This window comes from Enterococcus sp. AMC1086, from assembly GCF_058216575.1.
This window is the reverse complement of record NZ_CM177100.1, coordinates 859768-881118: the sequence shown is the minus strand read 5'-3', so window position 1 is coordinate 881118 and position 21351 is coordinate 859768. Positions and strand designations below refer to the sequence as shown.

The window sequence follows — 21351 nt, the reverse complement described above, 5'->3', positions numbered from 1 at the left end:
ACGAAAATTACTTCGTTGATGCTCTTTCTATCAGTTCTGTCGCAATCGTTACTTTTCTTGCCACAGGTGCTTGTTCATGAATCATTGAATGAATCGTTTCAATCGCCAATTCTCCCATCCATTCTGTATGGACTTTTATTGTCGTCAAGGGTGGACTAACATATTTTGCCACACTGATATCATTGAAACCAATTACTGAAATATCTTCTGGTACCTTGAGTCCTACTTCTTGAATGGCTTTTAGCGCCCCCACTGCTAAGGCATCACTTGAAGCAAAAAAAGCAGTTGGAAAATCTTCTGGATGTTGGTTTAAAAAATTCTTCATCTCGTCATAGCCGCTAGCGACCTTAAAGGGAGCTTTTAAGATAAAAGTTTCGTTAAGTAGTTTTTTTTGTGTCAACATCTCTTTAAAAATTATCAGCCGTTTATCTTCAAGCTGTTCTTGATTTCCCGAAGTATATTCTTCTCCAGCAATCATGCCAATTTCTTGATGGCCATGCTTAATCAAGTAAGCCAAAACACAAGACATGCTTTGATGAAAATCAATAACCAAAGAATTATAGCCTAAATCCAGTGCATCGAAATCCACAAATAAAAGATTGGCATTCATCTTACCTAAATGATCAGCTTGTTTTTTTGTGAATTTTCCTAAAGCAAGAATTCCGTCAACAGGTTCACTATCGAGTTCTTCTAACGAACGTTTAATCAAATCAAGTCCAAGCTCTTCAGCTTTTTTCTCAATTCCTAAACGAATAGACAAGTAATAAATATCTTCTAATTCTTCTGCTTCATCATACCATTGAATCAATAGGATTTTGGCTTTAGCAGTTTTGGTATTTTTTTTGTGTTTTGTATAACTTAATTCTTCTGCTGCTTCAAATATTTTTTGTTTTGTTTCGATCCCAACTGAAAGGTCAGGATCATAGTTCAGCACTCTAGAAACTGTGGCTGGAGAAACTCCTGCTAATTTTGCGATATCTTTAATCGTTGCCATCTTTTCACCTGCCTTGTTTTATAAACTGTCAATAAATCGTTTAAACGCTGCCTGTCCTTCAGGTGTTCTTTTATAAACACCTGCATCAGCTAAAACTTGAGTAAAAATCTGACCTACTTCTTTTTGAATGATCTCTTTTGCATTTTTTTCATTGAAAGAATACGTTTCTTTCATCTGTTCTGCCCATTTTTTATGGTAATCCGCTATTAGATTTTCTTCCCCTAAAACATACTTTTCTACTTCTTTCAACTCATCATCTAAACGTGGCGGCAATATTGCAACACCCATCACTTCGATCAATCCTATATTTTCTCTTTTGATATGTTGAACTTCTTTATGGGGATGGAAAATTCCATCTGGGTATTCGGCAGAAACATTGTTATCACGCAACACTAAATCCAACTCAAACAGTTGGCCTTTGCGGCGAGCAATCGGTGTTATCGTATGGTGAGGTGTTCCATCTGCAGAAAAAGCTTGAATTGATACACTAGCGTCAGAATAATTACGCCATTTTTCTAAAATCATAGAAGCAGCTTCAACGATATCTTTTGAATTAGGACTTTGCAGACGAATAACAGATATCGGCCATTTGACGATTCCAGCATTCATCAAAGGATAATCGCTCAACTCAAAATAGTGTTCAATCTCTGCTTTCTCCATTGGAAAAACATGCTGTCCAGCTTGGTAATGATCATGCGTCAAAATGGAGCCACCTACGATTGGCAGATCCGCATTAGAACCTACAAAATAATGAGGCAATACTTCAATGATCCTAATCAATCGGCGGAATGTGTCTTTTGAAATAACCATCGGGCGATGTTCCTCAGACAAAATAATTGAGTGTTCATTGTAGTAAGCGTACGGCGAATATTGAAATCCCCAACTTTCACCATCTAAATTCATCCGAATGATTCGATGATTGGTTCTTGCTGGATAGTTCACTCGGCCTTTATAGCCTTCATTTTCCATGCATAAAACACATTTAGGATAATCCAACTGAGTTGCTTGACGTGTAGCAGCAATTTGTTTTGGATCTTTCTCAGGTTTTGATAAGTTGATCGTGATCTCCAATTGACCATATTCTGTTTCTGCAGGAAAAACAATATTTTTAGCGATTGCTCTAGTTTTGATGTAATCATTTTCTTTACTTAATTTATAGAAATAATTTGTTGCATCAACTGGTGCCTTTTCATAATGTTGGGCAAAGAGCGCATTAACGACTGAAGGTGGCGGTGTTAAAAAATCCATTAACTGTGCTTCAAAAATTTCTAAATCAACTGTTTCTGGTTGAATAATGTTATTTTTTTTCGCTTGATCGACTAATTCATCAAGCAATTCTAATGATGTTTTTGTCACGAGTGTTGGAGAAATAGACTCTAACGTTTCTTCACCAACCATTGCAAGGATACGATTTTGTAAATAGAGACGATCTAACTCCATAAAACCGCCAGCTTGAATTGCTAATGTGACAAAATCAGTAATAGTTTGACTAATTGACACAACGTTTCCTCCTAAATTTAAAAGCGTAGAGGGCTCTTTTAATCTCGGCAGAAAAATAGGAAAAAAGAAATGAGGCGCCTTTTGGCTCTTTTATTTTTTATCTTTTCTCCGAGAGGCTAGCTCTTAAAACTATATGATATACCGTTACACTATGTTAATGATAACCTTTTGGATGGCTAACATGCCAATCCCAAGCAGTCTTGATGATCTGTTTGATTTCTGTGGTTTGAGGTTGCCAGCCTAAAATCATTTTAGCTTTTTCACTTGAGGCAACCAATTTACTAGGGTCTCCTATACGACGGGGCAAGACTTTGGCGGGAATTTCTTTACCCGTTACCTCTCTAGCTGCTTCTAGCATCTCTTTGACCGAATAGCCAGTATTGCTGCCTAGATTAAAAATATTACTTTCATTTCCCTTTTGTAAGTATTTCAACGCTGCAATATGAGCCGCAATCAAATCCTCTATATAAACATAATCTCGAATACAAGTACCATCTGGTGTCTCGTAATCTTCACCATAAATTCCTAAATACTCTCGTTGTCCTAAAGCAGTTTGTAAAATAATTGGAATCAAATGCGTCTCTGGATCATGATCCTCACCAATTGTAGCATCTAATTTAGCGCCAGCAACATTGAAATAACGAAGTGCAACATACCGCATGCCGTATGCTTGATCACACCATTTCATCATTTTTTCCATCATCAATTTACTTTCGCCATATGGATTTTCTGGAGTTGTCGGCATTGTTTCTACTATCGGCATCTCTGTTGGTTCCCCGTAAGTAGCAGCAGTTGAAGAAAATACGATATATTTGACGCCAAATTCTTCCATTACTTCCAAAATAATTTGAGTTCCGTAAACATTGTTATTAAAATAGCTTAAAGGTTTTTCGACTGATTCACCAACAAGTGAACTTGCAGCAAAATGGATCACACCGTCGATTTTTTCCTTTTTAAATACCTCTTGCATAAATTTTTTATCTCTAATATCGCCTTTATAAAATGTCGCCTTTTCATGAATTGATTGTTTATGGCCAGTCTGAAGATTATCAACTACGACCACCTCATAATCAGAATTAATTAATTGATCAACAGCGTGAGAACCGATGTAACCTGCTCCACCTAAAACTAAAATCGACATATTTTTATCCCCTTTTTTAAACACATAAGAAATTAAAATCGTTTTTTTACGCAGTCTTTATTCTACAGCTTTCTAGCTCCATCATCAACATGTGCGATATAAAAATCTGCTGCATAACCGATTTTTTCTTGATAAATTTGTCCAACTTGTTTAATAAAATGATCTTGTTCCGTTTCTTTCACTAATGCAATTGCGCAGCCGCCAAATCCAGCACCAGTCATTCTAGCACCAAGTACACCCGATTGCTTTTGGGCTGCTTCTACTAATGTATCCAATTCGATCCCAGTCACTTCATAATCGTCTTTTAAAGAAGCATGAGAAGCATTCAGTAATTGACCAAACTGCTGCAAATCATTTTCTACAAGAGCCTTTTTAGCTTTGATCGTTCGTTGATTTTCAGATACTGCGTGCCTTGCTCGTTTAATCAAGCACGCATCAGCAATAATTTCTTTATTTCGCTCAAAAACTTCTTGTGTTAGCTCACCTAAAGAGCTGATCGGTAAAACCTTTTGTAATCTGCTTAAAGCCAACTCACATTCCGCTCGTCGTTCATTATATTTTGAATCAGCCAATTCTCTGCGTTTATTTGTATTCATGATTACAATCACATATTCACCAAAATTTGCTGGTACCAATTCGTGATCCAATGTATTTGTATCTAATAAAATAGCGTGATTTTGCTTCCCCATGCCAATAGCAAACTGATCCATGATTCCAGAATTTACACCGATGAAATGATTTTCAACACGCTTACCTGTGATCACAAGATCCAACATTTTAATAGTTAGATCGAATAGATCATTTAAAATTACGCCCGTCAACAATTCGATTGAGGCAGATGAAGAAAGTCCTGCTCCATTTGGAATCGTGCCGTAAAATAGAATATCCATCCCATGATCGATAGCATATCCTTGTTCAATCAAATAATGAATCATTCCTTTGGGGTAATTCGTCCAATCATGTTCTTCTTTGTAAACCAAATCAGTTAATGAACATTCGATAATGCCTAATTTTGAAAAATTGTCTGAATAAAAACGGATTTTTTGATCTTCTCGTCTTCTGGCAACACCATACGTGCCTATCGTGATTGCTGCTGGAAAAACGTAGCCACCGTTATAATCTGTATGTTCCCCAATCAAATTGATTCTTCCAGGAGCAAAGTAGACTTCTTTTGACTCGATTCCAAATATTGAATGAAATAATTTTTTTAATTCATCTTCCACAATTTTCACCTCACATTTTTAGTAAATTAATTATAAAACATTTACTAAACTTTTACAACATTTTACTAAAACGGTTACAAATTTTTACGTTCCACTTATAATAAAAGAACATATCTGTATATTTTCAGTCACAGTTGACTATCTCATAAAGCATTTACTACAATCTATTGGATTTTTTTCGCACTTTAGTTCATAATGGAAGTGTATAATAGCAGAGAGGAGAATGTATATGAAAAAATTTGTTTCAGGTGTGCTTGTCGGAACAGCTGTCACTTGTGCTGCTGTTGTCGGCTTTGCAGCTACTATCAAAAAAACTGTTCTTGATCCAATCGAGGAAAAAGAAGACATGATCGAGGAAAACCGTAAAAAAGCAATGCGCAAACGCATTTCTCGATAAACAGAAAAGCAAAACAATGTGCTTAGCCCTCTTGAAAATTAGGAATCTGAAAATGAAACGTTTTTTGTTCCATTTAAAGGTTGTTTATTTTCATAGAGGGTTATTTTGTATCTCCGAAAGATCTAACGTGTGCAGCTGGGTCATGAACAGTGGATACTTCCGTCTGATTCTAAAAGAGAGAAAACCCATTTGTGATAAAAAATATCACAAATAGGTTTTCTCTCTTTTATTCCATAACTCAGGTCTTGAAAGAAAAAAGAATATGGGCAAAAAATAGAAGCTATTTTTATTTCACACTCTAAATGCGAATAAACGTTTGAAGAAGACTAATTAGAGATCATTCACTATCGAAATTGAATATTCCGTTTTTCTTGTTATTTCAGAAATCCCTACTTATTTCTCTGGGCTACACACTATTATTCTGATCTTCATCTTTCATAACTCTTTTTTCTTTAAATATATTTCTCGCAATCAAATCTGCTTCTCTCAGATTCCATGGATTTGTTCCAGGACGTGAAGTAGCTGCTGTCAACCAATGAATTCCTTCTGTTGGAATGCCATAGCAAAATAATCCACGCACAGTTTCTCCAACTTTAGACTGTATTTGATGCGTTTTACGCTCTACTAAAAGCGCGCCAGTTTGGTAGACTTCACCTGATGCTAATTCTAATTGATGTAAACACGCCATCTTATCTCTTAAAAGTTGCTGTACCAATGGATTTAAACTAAACTGATTCGCCGTTTTTGGCAATCTAGCTTCAATCAAAAAATGCGTCTTATATTTTTTGATTGGCTCTTTTCTAGACGATGCGATAAATCCGCCCGCCTCTGTCACTATTTCCATTTCAGGTTTAAGTAGAGTCACAATTCCTGCTTTTATCAATGCTTTAAGCTCGGCAATTCTCTCTAATGGCGGACCGATTGATAAAAATGCATTCAACGGTGTAAACCAATCCCAAAGCCATTTTTTATAGTCATCGTTTGAAAATAATTCATGATCTAACATAAAACGAACTTCATCTCGCAAATCTTTCAAACTATCCAACGCTGACATAAAAGGGCCCAAAATCGTACCTTTTTTTGCTTGTTCAAAATCCCAATTTAAGTAAGCAATAATGAATGCTTGAAAAGAATCTGCTTCTCCCAGCTCTTGATAAGGATGTTGAATAATTGCCCAATCCCAATAATCTTTTTTGTGAATACCATATTTTTCCAAAATTGAATCAGCACCTTTTGTCCGAATAAACTCTTCATTGAATCGATTTTGATTTACTTTTGGATAATTGGCCTTGACTAGTGCCGAATAATAAGCAAATTCCACTTCTTTCTTTAAAAGTGCAAAAAATTGCTCAGCAGGAAATGTTCCTTTTCTTTTAAACTTATTCAAGCTTTTTTCCTTTAAAAACCGCGGTTGGTATTCTTCGCCGTATCTTTTTTGATTAACACCTCTAGCATGGTAAGGGATTCCCCGGTTAGATCCAGCAATAATTTTAGGTTCTTTTCCTGAAGGCTGATAGACCAATTCTCCATTTTGCTTTTCAAATACGCCACCACGTTCACTCGTCAACAAAGTAATATAATCGAAAAAAACTAACCCCAAGCCTCTGATCAAGACAGAAGTATTCTCTGTAATGGCTTCAAGATACGCATCTGCAGCATTTTTAGGTGAAGAATAAAATAAACGATGTTCACTAGCATAAGCAGCTAACTCTTTTTCTTGTCCAATCAACTCATTTTCTTGGTGACCTAACGCTAAAATAGCCGTATCTACTGTTGTCTCTACAGCTTTGGTATAAACTAAAAACTTGTCGCCCTGCATTTTTACAGCTCGAACAGTATCTTTAAAAAACTTCACTGACGTTTGATTGGTCATTCTAGTCTGCACATATTCATAAAACCATCTTTGATATAAGCCATAAAAAACACGTGAACAGTGATCATCTGGTCCTAATTTTTCACACTCTTCTAGCAATTTCGTTCTATTATTTATAGTATGTTTCTTGATAAAAACCGCCGCTTCGCCTTGGGCCCATTCGTATAGATTCGGCCCTTTAGCAATAGGACCTTTTGTGCTTAACGTTTCATCTGTAAATAAAGTAACTTGAGAGGTGACTGAATTCATCAACAATGATAATGACTGGTCTTCTCGCCATACTTTCCCTCCCGGTCCATATGGATCAAACATTGTAATTTGGATCACTTGTTCTTCCCTTGACCACTCAACGATTCGCTCCAATATCGAAAGTCCTCGAGGGCCGCCGCCGACAATTGCGATTTTCATTTTTTTCCTCCTTTCAACTTATTTTCTTTTATTTGTTCAGTTCATTTTTTCTATAATTTCTTTTAATACAATGGCATTGTTATGCACTTCATCTTTTGCACTATAAATCATTGTGACCACTGGATATTCTTTTATGATTTTTAAAAGTGTTTGAAATGCGATCTTAGCGTCACCAGATTTTAATTCTGTTTTGTATTTTTCTTTGAATACAGGAAATTTATCGGGTTCATGATTAAACCACTTTCGAAGTTCGTTGCTTGGCGCAATGTCTTTTAACCACAAATCTAAGTGCTCTTTTTCCTTGGACATGCCTCTAGGCCACATACGATCAACTAGTATTCGATACCCGTCATCAGTGTTTGTTTTTTCATACGCTCTTTTTATTTGAATCATTTTATCACCTCATTATTATTTTATCCTACTTACTAAAAAAAGAAACGATTTTCGATTTTGATTTTGAAATAAAAAACACAGAGAAGAAAACGTTGTCCATTCTTAGAACCATCGCTTCTCTCTGTGTTTCAATACTTAAGCATTTTTCTTTTTTGTTTTTCCATTCCAGCCTTCATAGCCGCCTTTTAAAATATAAAGATCTTTATAACCATTTTTACGCAATTGATTGGCAGTGCGAATACTTAATGATTTTTTTTGATCATAAATATAAACAGGCTGATCTTTACGAATTGAATTTAACGTTGTTTTTATTGTTGTGTACGGCATGCTACGGGCACCAAGAATATGACCGGCATCAAATGAGTCTTTTTCGCGGACATCAATGATTTGAGCTTTGCGCATACCTTCTTTAAATTCTTCTTCTGTGATTGTTTTAGCAGAGCGTTTCGCCATGATTCTAAGATAGAGCTCATTGATCCCCATTGCTAATAAAATTGCTATTAAAATACCGTTGATAATCCATAATACGTTCATTCCAAAATCCCTTTCTTACTCTTTCTCCAAAAATTGTAATGCTAATGATGCAGCTCCTATGACACCCGCTTCATTGCCTAACTCAGCAAGTTTGACCTGTGTGCTGCTGCGAACCTCTGGGAAAGTAAATTCTTCAAAATATGTTTGAACACGGCTACGTAAAAATTCGCCCGCCGCAGATACCCCACCGCCAATTACTACACTAGATGGGTTTAAGGTATTGCCTAGATTCCCAATTGCAAGACCTAAGAAATAACACACACGATCAACGACCATCAAAGCAAATGGATCTTCTGCTTTTGCATAATCAAAGATATCTTTACTAGAAACATCTTGACCATCATCGATTGCTTGTTTTAGCTTAGAATCACCCGCATACTCCTCAGACATATGACGAGCAACACGAACCACACCTGTTGCACTAGAAACTGTTTCTAAACAGCCGCGTTTTCCACATGTACACTCAAAGCCACCCGGATCAACTGTTACATGACCAATCTCACCAGCACAGCCATTAACACCATGTAATAAGTTACCTTCAGCGATGATCCCTCCACCAACACCCGTTCCAAGTGTAATGAAAATAACATCCGGATTATTTTCTCCAGCACCTTTCCAGCGTTCACCTAAGGCCGCCACATTGGCATCATTGTCTAAAACAAAAGGAATTCCTGTTGCTTCTTCAATTTGCGTTTTAACATTTTGCGTTTTCGTCCAGTTAAGATTGTACGCACCAACTACTGTGCCTTTTTTAATATTTACACTACCTGGAGTCCCCATGCCGATTCCGACAAAATCATCATGCTTCATCTCATAAAGAGAAATCCTGTGATTGATTGATTCGATGATATCAGGTACGATATGCCGACCTTCATCTAAAATATTGGTTTCAATACTCCATTTTTGCTGAACATCTCCATCTAAAGTTAAAATCGCAAACTTAACCGTTGTTCCGCCTAAATCAATCCCAATCAATTTCTTATCCATTTACTCGGTTCCTTTCTCAGTGGCTCTGCTTTCTTCAATTCGATGTTCTCGTTGTAAAACACTTCTCGCATGGAGGTAAGTGTCTCTATCAATCAAGTGACCTTCATAAATATTTTTTAATTCGATCATCATCAACTCAATATCATAAATTCTAGCACCTACGTATATGTAAATACCGAACTGTTTAAATAACTGCTGTACGTCATATAGCGTTTTCATTACATGCACTTCCCCATTATACAAGTAAACCGAATTTTTTTAAACCCAAGACTAGACAAACGCCTAACAAAAATACAAAAAGGATTCCAGATATGATACGTTCGTGGATATTAAATTCTTCTGAGCGACCCGGAACAGCCAAAGCAGAGGCTACGAAAAGCCCCCCGATCAAACCACCGATATGCCCCATGATATCAACAGAACTACTAAATAAATTAAAAATCAAGTTGATTCCGATAAAAGTCGCATATCGCTGAACCATAAATGAAATTGCTGGATTATTCTTAAAATGACGACCCAAAATAATAAACGCGCCGAATAATCCAAATAATGACGTACTTGCTCCTGCCGAAATACTACTCGGAGAACCAAATGTAAAACTCACAATATTTCCAGCCACGCCACTTAATAAATAAATAAGGAGATAACGCCAGTGACCATAGATATTCTCCACTTGTGAACCTACGTAGTATAATGTCACCATATTTACCACGAAATGCAGCCAGCCGATATGTAAAAACATCGGTGTGAACAATCGCCAATATTGATTTGAATAAAGAATTTCTATTCGAGACATCGCACCCCAGTTAATCAAAACCTGACTATTTTCAGATCCACCTGACAATTCCATTCCCAGAAAAACGATCGTTGTAATCCCAAGTAAAAGATACGTCACTAGCGGTTGTTTTAATATTTTTTTTAGTTTCATTTGTGCTTGATAATTCATGCGTTCCTCCTAGCTGATAAATAATCGTTTTACCGGCAAATCAAAAGATTCCACTTGCCAATTTTCCTGAATTTGCTCGCTGAATACCAAACTACATGTTGCGCCTTGATACTTTTCTAGAAAGCGGTCATAAAATCCCCCACCAAATCCTATTCGAAAGCCTTCACGTTTAAACACGATCCCTGGTACCACTAACAAATCGATTTTTTCAGCAGATACTTCAGGCTCAGCGAAAGGTTCCGCTACACCAAATGTAGTCTTTCTAAATTCCGTTTCAGCTGTTACAGAATGAAAAGTCAACTTCCGTTCTTTCCTCGTTATCGGCATCAGCATTTGCTTTCCTTCTTGCCAGCCTTTATCAAGTAAAATATGTGTATCGAATTCAAAATCTAATGGTTTAGTGATGGCGACAGTTTGCGCCTCTTTCCAATAAGGATCATGGAATAATGCTTGAGTTATATCTTTTTCTTTTTGCGCTTTCAGTATTGGATGCTCGTGGAGCCACTTTAGGTTTGCCAACCCTACTTTTCTTAACCGTGTTTTTTCCACTTGCGACCCTCCTTTGTTAGAAAAATCCCACACAATAAATCACTTTGCTTTTTGACTCCTAGTTTTTTTAGCCTTACTCTGTAGTTTATAGAAAAACCTACTAAATAGCAAACAGAATTCTAGTCTTTCAGCTCAAGATCCAGTCTTTTTTGCAACCAGGTTCCAATTACTTTATATACTTCATTCTTTTCATTTTCAAATAAAATTTCATGGCGCATTTCAGCAAATAAAACGAGAAAAACATCTTTGATTCCCGCTTCATCTAATTCTTTTGCGACATTTCTAGGCCCCTTACCAAACTCTCCAACTGGGTCTTGTTCACCGCTGATGACTAATATAGGTAAATCTTGATCAATATTCTGTGCCCAGCCATCATGATTTGCTCCATCGACCAAACGAAATAACGTATAGAAACCATTATTTGTAAACGTAAAACCTGTTAATGGATCATTCTCATACCGTCTTACATTTTCTTGATTTTTACTTAGCCAATTAAAACTACCTGTTTCTGTAAAATTTTTACTAAAAGAACCAAACGCCAGTTTATCCAACCATTTATTTTGTTTTTCTGGTGCTATTCTATTTAGTCCTTTTGTCAAAGAAAGAGCTATAGGTAACATTGCAACATTTTTCCCTGTTCCCATAAAAATAGCACCACTAATTTCAGATTTATATACTTGCAAATAATTACGTAAAGCAAATGACCCCATACTATGTCCTAGCATAAAATGTGGTAAATCTGGATAGTTATTTTCGATCCATTCTTTCATCTGATGAATATCTTCCAACACAAAATTTACAGGCTCATCTCCAAAATATCCATGTTTTGCTTCAACAGCTGACGTAGATTTGCCATGACCTAAATGATCATGACCGACTACAATAAATCCTCTACTATTTAGATACTGCGCAAAATCATGATACCGTTCAATATATTCCGCCATTCCATGAATGATCTGAACCGTTCCAACCGGCACACTATCAGGCTCCCAGCAGATAAAATGACTCCTTGTTTTTTGATCTGATGACAAAAAAGTGTCGTGTTTCATATTCCTACCTCTTCTCAATTGATAGTATTTAGTATAAAGTATTCTTATTAAATGAAATAGTAAAACGGGCATTTTCTTTTTGATTATTCTCTATTTTATGATCACTGAAAGGAGCAAAAATGAAAATTCAACTTATCGGTGCCTCTGGTACAGGAAAAAGTACCTTGGGACATTACATCGCTGAAAAAGAACATATTAAGTGGATCGATACTGATCGTTATATCTGGAAAGACGAAACTTTTTCAGAAAATTATCCAATCGATCAACGACTAAAAATGTATGATAGTGACCGTGAGAAATTCGATCGATTCGTTGTTTCTGGCTCTGTATTTGCATGGAATCCTACTGGGTTTGCAGATCGAGATCTATTGATTTTTCTCACTTTAGATGATGAACAACGATTCCAACGTCTGATCAAAAGAGAAATACAGAGAACTGGTGAATCGTCTTTATGGTTAGACGAGCACGGATTTCAAACCAATGACTTTTTGGATTGGTGTAAAACTTATTATACCGCTAAAGATCCTTCTAACATAGGAACACTTGCTGAACATAATTATCAAATTACCCATTCTAAATGTCCTGTTTTAAAACTAGACAGCAGTCAGCCGTTAGAGGTTTTACATCAATCGATCATGCAAAATCTTAATAAAGGATCATTAAGACAAAGTTCTTTATAATTATAACAAAAAAGATGAGCCAGAAACATAACTAAAAAAGTTATGTTTCAGGCTCTTAGTAACCGAATAAACGGTGGGCGCAGAAGCAACTCCTTCGGAAATAAGCCGAAATTCACAAAAATTTGAAGAGCAATTTTCGTAAATTCCTTCTTATTTCTCGGAGTTAAACACTTCTGTCCCAACCTCATCCTAAATACGAATAACTGTTGGAAACCGAAAGAATCCCTTCAGAGACTAATTAAAATCTACAAACATCAAATCATTATCATATAAACACCTGAAGCCAATGCGGCACCGACTACAGGTCCGACTACAGGAACCCATGAATAGGCCCAATCAGAATCACCTTTAGTTGAAATCGGCAATAGTTGATGCGCAAACCTAGGACCAAAATCACGTGCGGGATTGATTGCATATCCTGTAGGTCCACCTAAAGACAACCCAATTGATAAAATCAACGCACCAACAACTAAAGGATTCAATCCATCTGTAAAATTATGTTGAGAGAATGAAAGTAATCCTAAGACCAAAACAAACGTCCCAATAACCTCCGTCATCATATTTGCTGGATAATTTCGAATAGCAGGACCTGTGGCAAACGTCCCTAAAACGGCTCCTTGATCTTCTGTCACTTGCCAATGCGGTAAATAAGCCAACCAAACTAAAACAGCTCCAACAATTGCGCCAAGCACTTGAGCTATGATAAACGGTATGACCATACTCCATTCAAAACTCCCTGTCATCGCCATTGCAATCGTGACTGCTGGATTCAAGTGAGCAGGCCCCATGTAGCCTGCAACATAAACGGCAATTGTAACAGCCATCGCCCAACCAAATGCAATCACGATCCAACCAGAAGCTTCTGCTTTACTTTTTTTCAAATTAACGGCTGCACACACTCCGTCACCTAAAAGAATTAGAATCATCGTTCCTAAAAACTCACTGAAAATCTGCGTCATATTTGAAGTATCCATTTTACTTTATCCCTTCTTTCAATGTACTCAAATCAGATTCTGCGATCAATTGATTTAACTCGCTTTCATAGTGTTCTTTTTGTTCTTTGGACCAATCATAATACTCACTCATTTCAGCAATTACCCCTTGCTTCACTTCGTCCAGTGTATCTCTCATGAAAAGTAAGTGATTTGTTCTACGGACAAGATAATCTGCAGGTGTCAGTACCATTTCATTTTCTAAAGCATAGCGAAGCGCCAATGTTTCCGCTAACGTTAGACCTTTTACCGGTTCAGTTGATGTAGCGTTTTCAAAAAGTGTTATCACATTTGACCCATATAAATGAGCAAGATATTGTGCCGCTTCTTCCTTCAGCCCTTTTTCCACACCTATTTTGGCAAGATTACTTAATTCTGATTCTACATTTACAGCATCCAGATCCCCACCTGAAACAGGATAAGTTTTTGAATCAATCAATTGAAATTCAGACTTAAACTCTTCTTTTAAAATACGTTGAATTTCCTTCAAGGCACCTTCAGCCATTTTACGATAATCGGTGATTTTTCCGCCCGACAATGTCAATAATCCATCATTGGAGCGTTCCAATAAACTTCCACGAGAAACAGCTGAAGGATTTTCTTCATTTTCGGCTAGTGACTCCTCTAAATGATTCAAAACATTTTCTACATCGAAACGGGTTGCTTGCCGGCTTCTATATTTATCAACGATATCGATGACTTGATCGAAACTTTCATCAGATACTTTACCATTATTTCCACCGTTATAATCTGAACCACCATTTTCGGAAATCAACGGTCTAAGGCCTGCCCAGCTAGCTTCAATATCATCGATCGTCACTTTTGCTTTAGGATAATGATCATTGACGATTTCCAGCAAATAATCGACATCTTCTTGGGTAACAGTAGGATGCTCGTAATCCCCTGTATAGTCCGTGTCTGTCGTGCCAAAATAGGTTTTCTTTTCTCTAGGAACAACGAAAACCATTCGCCCATCATGTTTGCCTGTATCAAAATAAGTAGGTTGAGGGACATATAGTTTGCTGCTGTCTACAACAAGATGGACTCCCTTTGTGGGACGCATTTGCGGTACTAGATTTTCTTTCGTATCCAAACCACGAACTTTATCTGACCAAGGTCCTGTCGTATTGATAACGACTTTGGCTTTGATTTCAAATTGCTCACCTGTCAGCAAATCTTCTGCTTTTACGCCAATGATTTTGCCTTGATCATTTTGCATAAATCCGACCGCTTTGACTTTACTGACCATCAAACCACCATCGAAAGCCGCTCTCTTAATATTTTCTATTACCAGTCGAGCATCATTATTTCTAAAATCTAGATAAACGCCGCCACCTTGTAAACCTTCACTTTTCAACTGTGGTTCTCGTTCTAACACTTCTTCTTTTGTCAGTGTGTAGTTTTCATATTTTGTTCCGATCACATTTGCTAAGCGGTCATAAAGATCCATTGCCACTTTGACCGAGAACATATTAAACGTCGCTTTTGGTTCATCATAAATCGGTAAAAGCATTGGATCTGGTTTAGGAATATGCGGTGCGATTGCTTGAACAACTGCTCGTTCCTGCACTGTATCGGCAACAACTTCTACATCAAAATTTTTCAAATAACGAATTCCGCCGTGAACTAATTTAGTAGAGCGAGACGATGTTCCTTCTGCAAAATCTTGCATTTCAATAAGACCCGTTTTCATTCCAGCAGCACTTGCTTGTAATGCAACACCCGCACCAGTAATGCCGCCGCCAATGATCAATAAATCTAATTCTTCAGACTTCATCTTTTCAATAAATGCTTGTCTTGTTTTAATTGAAAATGACATACCACTCACTTCTTCCTTTATTTTGATTTATGTTTGAACATTTGTGTTGCAGCAACTGCCTGTTGCCATCCTTCATATAAATCATCCCGCTCTTCATCAGACATTTTCGCTTCAAACACTTGTCCTTCTTCATAAAATGCTTTTAACTCATCCAAATCTTTCCAGAATCCAACCGCTAAGCCTGCTAAAAAGGCTGCGCCTAATGCCGTTGTTTCTAGATTTTGTGCTCTTTGAACAGAGGTATTTAAAATATCCGCTTGAAATTGCATCAATAAATCATTGTTAGCCGCTCCACCATCAACTTTTAGGATAGGAATAGCAATACCAGTATCCTTTTGCATTGTGTCGATGATGTCTCTCACTTGATAAGCAACTGCTTGTAATGTCGCTTTAACAAAATCTTCTCTTGTTGTCCCTCTCGTTAAACCAAATACAGCACCTCGCGCATTAGAATCCCAATAGGGCGCTCCAAGCCCTGTGAAAGCCGGAACAACATACACTTCATTTTTGTTATGTGATTCATTTGCCACCGCTTCAGACTCAGCAGCCGTTTGGATCATTTTCAAGCCATCACGCAACCATTGAATAGCTGAACCAGCCACAAAAATGCTTCCTTCTAATGCGTAATATACTTTACCGTTGATCCCATAACCGATCGTTGTTAGTAAATTATTATCAGAAAGCTGAGGCTTTTCCCCTGTATTCATTACAATAAATGAACCTGTCCCATACGTATTTTTGACCATTCCAGGTTCAAATGCCATTTGTCCAAATAGTGCTGCTTGTTGATCACCAGCCATCCCTGAGATAGGAATTTCGCTACCATAAAAATGATAGTTCTTTGTTAATCCATAAACTTCAGAATTTGATGTTGCTCTTGGGAGCATCGCACGAGGAATATTTAAAATATCTAAAATATCTTGATCCCAATCCAACTCATGGATATTGAATAACATCGTACGACTTGCATTAGAATAATCCGTTACATGGGTTTCTCCGCCGGTCAATTTCCAAACAAGCCATGAATCAATTGTTCCAAACAATAACTCTCCCTTTTCAGCTCGTTCTTGTGCTCCTTCTACATGATCTAAAATCCAACGAATCTTCGTTGCGGAAAAATAAGCATCTACAACTAAACCCGTTTTTTCATGAATCATATCCCCGTGACCCTCTTCTTTTAATTGATCAGCAATTGGCGACGATTGACGAGATTGCCAAACGATTGCATTATAGATTGGCAAACCTGTTTGCTTATCCCAAACGACCGTTGTCTCACGTTGGTTCGTAATACCGATTCCTACAATATCTGAAGGTTTGACACTCGATTCGATCAAAGCACCTGCGATAACGGATTGAACTGAATTCCAAATTTCATTTGCATTATGCTCGACCCAACCTGCTTTAGGAAAAATTTGCGTAAATTCTTTTTGAGAACTACCGATGTTAGTGCCTTTTTTATCAAAAATAATTGCTCTTGAACTCGTTGTTCCTTGATCGATTGCCATAATGTACTTTTGTTCTGCCATTGTCGTTTCCTCCTTGTTTTAAAAGCGTAACGGGTCATTTAACCTCGACAGGAAAATAAAAAATGGACTGAGGTATTTTTCATCTCACTGCATTTTTATCATTTTTCGAGAATTAACCGTTTTTTTTGTAAACGCTTTATATCTTATGTGTTTATAATAATCGTAAATCATTTCAGAAAAACGTCATCTTTTTTTTAAATTCAAAAATAATTGAAAGTTTTTCGATAAAATCTTGTTCTGACAACAAAAAAAGACCCAAAGAAAAACAACTCTCGTTTTACTTTTGGACCTTTTTATTTAATTCATCTTTCCTTATGTAGTTCCCGGATCTTCATTCTAATTTGATTAATATCATAAGCTGAACCCAATTCTGATAAAACATAAACCTCTTTGACAGCACGATAAGCATTTGCTCTCATAACATTTGTGATCATCAAATCATACGTTTTTTTGGGATTATAAGGTTCGATCATTAACCCATTCAAATTTTTCAAACTCAAGACTAAGACCTGTGTCATTACCTCTTTATATAAATGGTCCATCTTCAAATCAATCCCAATTCGCGTTTCACCAACAATTTCAAAATCAATGATTGCCAACACACTGAGATATTTTACAAGCGACCATTCATATAAGCTATTGTTCGTTTCATAACGTTGCCCAAAACAGTCTAAACTTTTCTCTAAAAGCACACGAGAAAAATCCGCCAGTTGATGACTAGAAAGATTTTGTTCCTTTTGCCAAATATTCTCACGATCGAACAATTCCAGTTCACCTTTAAAAAAATACAATCGACTATGGATCTGTGAAAAATAATATAGAATCTTCTTTTCCAATTCAGGAAAAAATTTTTGCGGACGATAATATAAGATCACATGTTCCAAAACAAACGTATCAGCTAATGATGTAGGTGTACGTCTCCCTCGAATCAAATTATACTCAGCAAAATCCGATTCCGAAAAAACAGACATACTCATCAAAAAAATAAAATGCAGTAGACTTTCTTCTTCATCAATTTCAAGTGGATACCGACTAAAAAAACGTAAAACAAACGAACGTAATGTTTTGAAAAAAGGATCTTGTTCATACACCTGACTCTTGCGATATAATTCTTTAAACATTTTTGGTTGAACCGAAACTCTTTTCTTACTTATTGTCAACCATAAACTGATTTTTAATTTACTATGTTCTTCAAAAGAAAGAGCCAACGCTTTTTCCAATGCCTCGATGATCCTCGAATTTTGAACTATTAGTGTTTTCTCTTGATGGTTCTCATAGGGTGTTAAAAACCAATAAATTTGAAAATAAAAATAGCGGATTTGGATTTCTTCCCCTTTTAATTGACCATTGCTAATTTTCAGAGCAAATTCTTTTAATAGTTGATTCAGTTCTTTGATTTTTCGAAATAACGAAGACTCACTGATCATAAATTTAGTCGTCAATTGGGCAATAGTAAATTCACGATAACGAAATAAATAATCGATCAACTGAAACTTGATTGATGCTCGAATATAGTCATCTAACACTTTATTAATCGAAAACTGATCCGACATCTGAATGGCCAACCATCGTCCATCATAAAATAACGTACAATCTTGATCATAAGGCTTCAAGTAATAACTTAGCTCCTTTAAATCACTTTCAAAAGAAGCCTTTGAAACGCCTAAATAATCAATTAATTCAGTATCTTTAATACGACCTCCAGCTAAAATGACTTTCTTTAAAATCCTAACTTCTCTCGCTTCTTTTTTATCCAGCAATCCTTCAATTTTCATTTGCGACGCTCCATAGACCTTCAAAACCTAGCTGATTCGTGATCTCGATCACATTAGAATAATAAGGATGATATAAAAAGTCTTTTTGATAAAATTCCTCAAGCGTCTGCCCCATTTGAACTCCTAGCGCTAAGGTATTGATTTTCTCTAAGATATCAGCTTTTGAAACTAGCTGTGCGCCTAGAATTTTATGGCTTTCTTTTTCAAAAATAATTTTTCCGCAAATTTTTTCACATCCTGAAGACAAAGAACTTTTTTGCTGAACATGGGCGACAGAAATTGACTGTTCATGAAATGATCCTTCCGCTTCAGTCAAACCCGTGCTTGCCACATAATAATCAACAAGTTTTGTCCCAATCGTGCGAATCGACCCAGTAAATGGCGTAGTAGGCTCCACCAGATTTTGAGCTACAACTAATCCTGTTCTCACAGCATTATTCACCAGTGGGATGTAAAAGGATTCCTTCGATAAGCTATAGGGTACTTGGATGCAGTCGCCGATTGCAAAAATATCTGCTTGAGATGTCTGTAAATACTCATTTACAAACACAGTATGATCTGTGTGAGTCTGAATATTTTCATCTAAATAATCTAAATTTGGCCGAACATTCATTGCAAAAATAGCACTGTCACATAATAGTTGAGACTTTTTTGTTTCGATTAGAAGTCCTGCTTTTGTGTCTGTTACTTTTTCAACGGTCTCATCAAAATGGAAAACAACACCGCGAGAGACCATTTCAGCTTGCACAGGCTGGATCATCTCTTCATCAAAATACTTAAACAATAAATAGTCCATACGTTCAAAGAGATGCACTTCTTTTCCTTTTTTTAGCAAGGTATCTGCAGCTTCTCCACCAATTTGACCACCGCCGATCAACGCTACTTTATCACTATTTTTCAAACGTTCGATTGCGTTAAAAACGCCAGGTAAGAATTTATATTTTAAAACCTTTTCCGAATCACTTCCTAGAATCTTTTGCGACCATTGACTAGAACCCGTTGCCAATATCAGTTTATCAAAAGACATTAAAAATTCAGATTTTTTCTTTTCATATTTAATGATATGTTGTTTTGAATCCATACTAACCACTTTTGAATTCAACATCAAACAAATATCACGATCTATTAGATGTTGTTCTGACATAAACTGAGCCTTTTCGATAGGATCGATCGCTTCATTAAAGTAAAGATTGATGCCACCAGGTAGGTAACCAATTGTTTGCTGCTTCTCTATTAAATAAATTTTAGCAGTAGGGTATTTTTTTCTGATAGCCAAAGCAGCTGATACTCCAGCAAATGACGCACCAATGATCACAACTTTCACAGTAAAACCTTCCTTCTAAATGAATAAAACGTTTGCTTAAAGCATAGCACAAGCCTTGTCCATTCGTATAGAAATACACTAATTTTTTTGTACTAAAAAAATAACCCATACACTCCTCTAAAAGAGAATAGACAGGTTATTTTATTTATATAATCAAGTTTTAATTGGCTTTCAAAAACGCTTTGATCGCTTCAGCATTTTTTTGTTCATCCAGTTCGATTACGCTTCCTGATTCAGTATAATCATTAAAGTTCCATGAATCTTCGACAGGAACAGATAGTGATTCTAAAGGTTTTACCTTTCCAGTAAGGAAATCCTTCGCTAAATCAATCAATAAACTAGTTGGTACATTTGTATCGATTTTCCCTACCATCTTACCAGCCACTTGAGGTAATTCCCAAATTGGAATCAAATCTTTAGACTGTGCGATTAATGCATCCATCACTTGTTGCTGACGTCTGATACGTCCAAAATCGCCTTCTTCATCCATTCTAAAACGAGCGTATTGCAATAAGCTATTTCCGTGCAATGTTTGTTCTCCTTTAGGAATATCCACACCATCCAAATTAATATCTTTTTCAGAATCGATCTTAACTCCTTTTGGATAAAGTTCATCAATGATATCACTAAACTCTTTAAAATCCATAACAACATAATAATTGATTGGCAAATCAAAGTTCGTTTTCAGCACATCTTTTGTCATTTGCGCGCCACCATATGCGTACGCTGCATTTATTTTATCTTGTCCGCCATCAGGAAATGTTACATAACTGTCTCTCATGATCGATATCAATTTAGGCTGTTTTGATTTTCCATCATAGTGCGCCACCATCAACGTATCTGAACGTCCTTGATCTTCATCATCATCCCTCGAATCATTTCCTATGACCATAACCGTCAGCTCTTTATCACTCGTTTGTTCATCACCAGTAAAATTTTTATTTATTGTAGGAAGTTTTGATTCACTTTTTTCTTTTGCTGCTTGGAATGAGACTGCAGCATAGCAGGCTGCACTTACAATCACAAGAAGAATCGATAGTAAGGTAATCGTCACTATTTTCACAGATTTTTTCATTATTTGTTCCTTTCTAAACTTAAAATTGAATGGCTTGTTTCCAATTAGAGTATCGCTTATGAAACTGGGTAGCTCTTGAGTAAAAAGAAAAAATCCCTCACCAAGAATACTCAGCGAAGGGATTAGATTATAGGGACTAAGCACATGACACTGGTCATGGATTTCC

The 21351-nt window shown here is 36.5% G+C and carries 20 protein-coding genes; 2 read left to right on the top strand and 18 right to left on the bottom strand.

Annotated elements, in window-relative coordinates; translation table 11 throughout:
* Window positions 1-7: 7 nt before the first annotated feature.
* From AC4BC4_RS04190 to AC4BC4_RS04175, 4 genes are all read right to left on the bottom strand, one after another.
* Window positions 8-994, bottom strand: a complete 987-nt coding sequence (locus tag AC4BC4_RS04190; RefSeq protein WP_490476873.1) for a LacI family DNA-binding transcriptional regulator — start codon at window positions 992-994, stop codon at window positions 8-10.
* An 18-nt stretch (window positions 995-1012) separates the two neighbouring features.
* On the bottom strand, window positions 1013-2494 hold the full coding sequence (galT, locus tag AC4BC4_RS04185; RefSeq protein WP_490476872.1) for a UDP-glucose--hexose-1-phosphate uridylyltransferase: 1482 nt from the start codon (window positions 2492-2494) through the stop codon (window positions 1013-1015).
* A 154-nt stretch (window positions 2495-2648) separates the two neighbouring features.
* Entirely contained in the window at window positions 2649-3635 is a 987-nt protein-coding gene (gene galE, locus AC4BC4_RS04180; protein ID WP_490476871.1) for a UDP-glucose 4-epimerase GalE, read from the bottom strand.
* A 62-nt stretch (window positions 3636-3697) separates the two neighbouring features.
* Window positions 3698-4858 carry a galactokinase gene (locus AC4BC4_RS04175; protein ID WP_438758506.1) on the bottom strand — a complete coding sequence of 387 codons (1161 nt, stop codon included), beginning with the start codon at window positions 4856-4858 and terminating at the stop codon, window positions 3698-3700.
* A 229-nt stretch (window positions 4859-5087) separates the two neighbouring features.
* Here AC4BC4_RS04175 and AC4BC4_RS04170 point away from each other — a divergent pair, with 229 nt between their 5' ends.
* On the top strand, window positions 5088-5255 hold the full coding sequence (locus AC4BC4_RS04170; RefSeq protein WP_438758505.1) for a DUF3042 family protein: 168 nt from the start codon (window positions 5088-5090) through the stop codon (window positions 5253-5255).
* 406 nt (window positions 5256-5661) lie between these two features.
* Here the strand turns inward: AC4BC4_RS04170 and AC4BC4_RS04165 are convergent, their stop codons facing one another.
* The 8 genes from AC4BC4_RS04165 to AC4BC4_RS04130 all read right to left on the bottom strand — a co-directional run bounded on the left by AC4BC4_RS04165 (window position 5662) and on the right by AC4BC4_RS04130 (window position 11994).
* Window positions 5662-7536, bottom strand: a complete 1875-nt coding sequence (locus AC4BC4_RS04165; RefSeq protein WP_490476870.1) for an FAD/NAD(P)-binding protein — start codon at window positions 7534-7536, stop codon at window positions 5662-5664.
* Window positions 7537-7572: 36 nt separating this feature from the next.
* The gene (locus AC4BC4_RS04160; protein ID WP_490476869.1) at window positions 7573-7929 is read right to left on the bottom strand and encodes a DUF488 domain-containing protein; all 357 of its coding nucleotides are present in this window, start codon (window positions 7927-7929) and stop codon (window positions 7573-7575) included.
* Between the two features lie 135 nt (window positions 7930-8064).
* On the bottom strand, window positions 8065-8463 hold the full coding sequence (locus AC4BC4_RS04155; protein ID WP_438758502.1) for a rhodanese-like domain-containing protein: 399 nt from the start codon (window positions 8461-8463) through the stop codon (window positions 8065-8067).
* A gap of 15 nt (window positions 8464-8478) precedes the next feature.
* Window positions 8479-9450: an ROK family glucokinase gene (locus AC4BC4_RS04150; RefSeq protein ID WP_438758501.1), complete on the bottom strand. Its 972-nt coding sequence runs from the start codon at window positions 9448-9450 to the stop codon at window positions 8479-8481.
* Complete coding sequence (locus tag AC4BC4_RS04145; RefSeq protein WP_438758500.1) at window positions 9451-9669, bottom strand: YqgQ family protein; 219 nt, start codon at window positions 9667-9669, stop codon at window positions 9451-9453.
* A gap of 16 nt (window positions 9670-9685) precedes the next feature.
* Window positions 9686-10396 carry a rhomboid family intramembrane serine protease gene (locus tag AC4BC4_RS04140; RefSeq protein WP_438758499.1) on the bottom strand — a complete coding sequence of 237 codons (711 nt, stop codon included), beginning with the start codon at window positions 10394-10396 and terminating at the stop codon, window positions 9686-9688.
* Window positions 10397-10405: 9 nt separating this feature from the next.
* Window positions 10406-10945, bottom strand: coding sequence for a 5-formyltetrahydrofolate cyclo-ligase (locus AC4BC4_RS04135; protein ID WP_490476868.1), 540 nt, complete (start codon window positions 10943-10945; stop codon window positions 10406-10408).
* A 119-nt stretch (window positions 10946-11064) separates the two neighbouring features.
* Entirely contained in the window at window positions 11065-11994 is a 930-nt protein-coding gene (locus tag AC4BC4_RS04130) for an alpha/beta fold hydrolase (RefSeq protein WP_490476867.1), read from the bottom strand.
* A gap of 119 nt (window positions 11995-12113) precedes the next feature.
* Here AC4BC4_RS04130 and AC4BC4_RS04125 point away from each other — a divergent pair, with 119 nt between their 5' ends.
* Window positions 12114-12674, top strand: a complete 561-nt coding sequence (locus tag AC4BC4_RS04125; protein ID WP_438758496.1) for an AAA family ATPase — start codon at window positions 12114-12116, stop codon at window positions 12672-12674.
* Between the two features lie 254 nt (window positions 12675-12928).
* On the opposite strand, the gene AC4BC4_RS04120 is transcribed toward AC4BC4_RS04125, so the two are convergent.
* From AC4BC4_RS04120 to AC4BC4_RS04095, 6 genes are all read right to left on the bottom strand, one after another.
* Complete coding sequence (locus tag AC4BC4_RS04120) at window positions 12929-13648, bottom strand: MIP/aquaporin family protein (RefSeq protein WP_490476866.1); 720 nt, start codon at window positions 13646-13648, stop codon at window positions 12929-12931.
* Between the two features lies 1 nt (window position 13649).
* Window positions 13650-15485: a type 1 glycerol-3-phosphate oxidase gene (gene glpO, locus AC4BC4_RS04115; RefSeq protein ID WP_490476865.1), complete on the bottom strand. Its 1836-nt coding sequence runs from the start codon at window positions 15483-15485 to the stop codon at window positions 13650-13652.
* 17 nt (window positions 15486-15502) lie between these two features.
* Entirely contained in the window at window positions 15503-17011 is a 1509-nt protein-coding gene (glpK, locus tag AC4BC4_RS04110) for a glycerol kinase GlpK (protein WP_490476864.1), read from the bottom strand.
* 302 nt (window positions 17012-17313) lie between these two features.
* Window positions 17314-18786 carry a helix-turn-helix domain-containing protein gene (locus AC4BC4_RS04105; RefSeq protein ID WP_490476863.1) on the bottom strand — a complete coding sequence of 491 codons (1473 nt, stop codon included), beginning with the start codon at window positions 18784-18786 and terminating at the stop codon, window positions 17314-17316.
* The gene (locus AC4BC4_RS04100; RefSeq protein ID WP_438758491.1) at window positions 18776-20110 is read right to left on the bottom strand and encodes an FAD-dependent oxidoreductase; all 1335 of its coding nucleotides are present in this window, start codon (window positions 20108-20110) and stop codon (window positions 18776-18778) included. The genes AC4BC4_RS04105 and AC4BC4_RS04100 overlap by 11 nt, the downstream gene beginning before the upstream one ends.
* Before the next feature lie 160 nt (window positions 20111-20270).
* Window positions 20271-21185, bottom strand: coding sequence for an LCP family protein (locus AC4BC4_RS04095; protein WP_438758490.1), 915 nt, complete (start codon window positions 21183-21185; stop codon window positions 20271-20273).
* Between the last annotated feature and the right edge of the window lie 166 nt (window positions 21186-21351).